The organism is Streptomyces recifensis, assembly GCF_002154615.1.
Classification (GTDB): Bacteria; Actinomycetota; Actinomycetes; order Streptomycetales; family Streptomycetaceae; genus Streptomyces; species Streptomyces griseoluteus.
The window spans coordinates 1-2,621 of sequence record NZ_MUNH01000540.1; the positions used below are offsets into that span (position 1 = coordinate 1).

Annotated in this window: 3 protein-coding genes; all 3 read right to left on the bottom strand. The window is 74.8% G+C overall.

Features of this window, described 5'->3' with window-relative positions; translation table 11 throughout:
• A partial coding sequence (locus CCN33_RS25205; protein WP_279628206.1) for an FUSC family membrane protein occupies positions 1 to 784 on the bottom strand: 784 nt, incomplete at its 3' end.
• 94 nt (positions 785 to 878) lie between these two features.
• Positions 879 to 1,802: a hypothetical protein gene (locus tag CCN33_RS25210; protein WP_086695764.1), complete on the bottom strand. Its 924-nt coding sequence runs from the start codon at positions 1,800 to 1,802 to the stop codon at positions 879 to 881.
• Positions 1,803 to 1,880: 78 nt separating this feature from the next.
• Complete coding sequence (locus CCN33_RS25215) at positions 1,881 to 2,348, bottom strand: hypothetical protein (RefSeq protein ID WP_208621885.1); 468 nt, start codon at positions 2,346 to 2,348, stop codon at positions 1,881 to 1,883.
• Positions 2,349 to 2,621 lie beyond the last annotated feature (273 nt).

Below are 2,621 nucleotides of genomic sequence, written 5' to 3' on the forward strand. Positions count from 1 at the left end.
GGAGGGGGCGGCCGGTGAGGTGGACGGCGGGAGCGGCCTCGACGACCGGGGTGATGGCGTTCAACTGGGCCAGCAGCCGGGTGAGTTCCTCGCTGCGGCCGTGGTGGCTGGCGCGGTGTCCGAGGATCAGGTCGTATGCCTGGTCCAGCGCGCGGGTGACGTCGAAGCGGGTGCCGATGTAGCGGTCGTCGTCGCCGGTGTCGTCCAGCAGGTCGGCGACCCGGCGGTAGGCCTTCGCCACTGCCGCCCGTTCCGGCACCCCGGCCCGCAGGGGCCACGCCAGCAGGGCGAGGGCCAGCACCAGCAGGCCGCCCCCGGTCATCAGCAGCGGCGCCAGCCACCAGGGGTGGGGCAGCGGGAGCCCGGCGCCGACCACGCAGTTGAGCAGGAGCAGCAGCCCCGACACGGAGGCCACCGTGCCGATGGTCGAGATCATCCCGGAGACCAGCGCGACCAGGGTGACCACGACGACGGCGGCCCAGCCCTGCCCGAACACGAGCTGTCCGAGGATGACTCCGACGGCGCCGGTGAGCTGGGGTACGGCGATGGTGATGACCCGCATCCGGTACGCGTCGGCGGTGTCGCCGATGACCCCGTTCAGCGCCCCCATCGACGCGAGCGCCCCGAGCGCCGGCTGCCCGGCCGCGAACCCGGCCGCCAGGGGCGACGCCATCGCGATGGAGGCCCGCGCCACAGCGGCCCGGTTGACCGGCGCCGGGTGCGGCCGAAGGTTCCGGACCAGCCAGTCGGGCGGCGCCAGGCCAATGGGCAACTCTCGGACCATGTGCCCATTATGTCCACTGTGGCCTCCGGCCCCCTCAACCGGCCCGCCAGGCACAAAGCTTGACGGTCCTCACCACCGGGGGACCCGGACCCTCTCAGACCCGCGCCCGAGTCCGCGCGGGCGTCCCCGCCGACTTCCCCCTTCCCTCCCCCCGTCGGCGCGCCGACCGGCGCCGGGTCAGCCACGCCGTCAGAGCCACCGCCAGGCCCAGGAACAGCAGGAGCCAGGAGACCGTGCGGAGGCCGGAGGTGAGGGTGTCGTAGACGGCGGCGGCCACCGGGTGGGGGACGTCGGAGGGGAGGTCGGAGAGGGTGAGGGCGCGGCCTGCCGTGAGGGCCAGGCCGAGAAGGGCGCCGCCCAGGGCGGTGCCCAGGGCGGTGGCGACGATCGCGCGGCGGCGGCGTACGGCCAGGGCGATGCCGGCGGTGGCGAACAGGACGGCTGCCACCGGCAGCCACAGACCGGCGACTTCGAGCATGTGGAATCCCTTGCGGTACCGGGTCAGCTCCCCCGCCGGGAGCACCGGGACCTCGGTGTGGCGCACCGGGATGCGGGCGGCGAGCGGAATGTGGTCCTCGGCGAGCTGGGCCTTGACCTCGGCGGTCACCGGGGCGAGATCGACGGTGACCGCGCGCGGGGCGCCGCCCGCCGGGCCGTCCTCGCGCAGCGCGCGCAGCACCGCGTCGTGGGTGACCCGGTTGCCGGTGTCCCAGGCGAGGCGGAAGGCGCGGGTGTGGGTGAAGGAGCGCACCGCGTCCCGGACGAAGGGGCCGACCGAACCGCGCACCGGCGTCATGTCCGCGTGCTGGCCGACCTCGCGGAGGATGCCCTCGCCGACCGTGTCCGCGACGGCGTCCCGCACGGCCGGGTCGGCGGCGAGCGGGGCCATCGTGGTGACGTACCGGCCCGTGTCGGTGAGCGTGTACGCCGCCCAGGCCGCCGGTGCGCCGAAGGGCACGAGGAGGCAGGCCAGGGCGATCAGCGCGGCCGACAGGGCACTCCTCAGTCGGGGGTGCACGCCTTACAGGCAAGTCCCGCCGGGCCGCCGGCGCGAGCGGTGGGGGTGCGTTCGGGGGACGGACGCACCCCCGCCGGCTCAGCTCACCCGGTGCCCCGCCGCGTCCTCGTGGGTGTAGAAGCGGTAGAAGAACACGATGAACGTCACCGCCGCCACGATCAGCGGAATCCCGACCGACCGGACGAGCGAGGCGCCCGCCTGGTTGTAGAGGAAGCCGAAGGACGCGCCGACGAACACCGCCCACAGCAGCGCGTGCGTCTCGCGCCGCAGCCGGGGCGCGATGGTCAGCACGGCGTAGAACACGACTCCGAAGACCAGCGCGGAGAGGAACCCGAAGAGCAGGTTCCAGCCGGTGACCGGACCGCCGGAGCGGCGGTTCGCGGCCGCCCAGTAGCCGTAGACCAGCGCCAGCAGCACCGGTACCGCGACCCTGGCCATGCGATGGGTGCGGGTGTCGAAGACGTCGGGGGGCGGGGTGATGGACTTCGGGGCGTCCTGGCGGCCGCCTCGGGTCGGCGTGCCGGGCGCGGGTGCCGCGTGAGCCATGGGAGCGCTCCTTCTCTCGCCGCTTCGGGCCATGAGGGGACGGCCCGGCTTCCAGGGCACACCTGCGGCGACGGCCCGGCAACTCGGCCGGGCGGGTGACGGGGCCCGGATGCGGCGTGATCCGGCCCGTGTTCCCCTGAGGTTTCCGAGGACGGCGGCCCGCCGCGACCTTCGCGCGGCCTCGGGACGGAGATGGGGCTCGTGACCGAGATGGAGTACGGCGACCGGCGCGAGCAGCGGCGGATCTCGGGCCGCGGCACCGCCTGGCTGGTG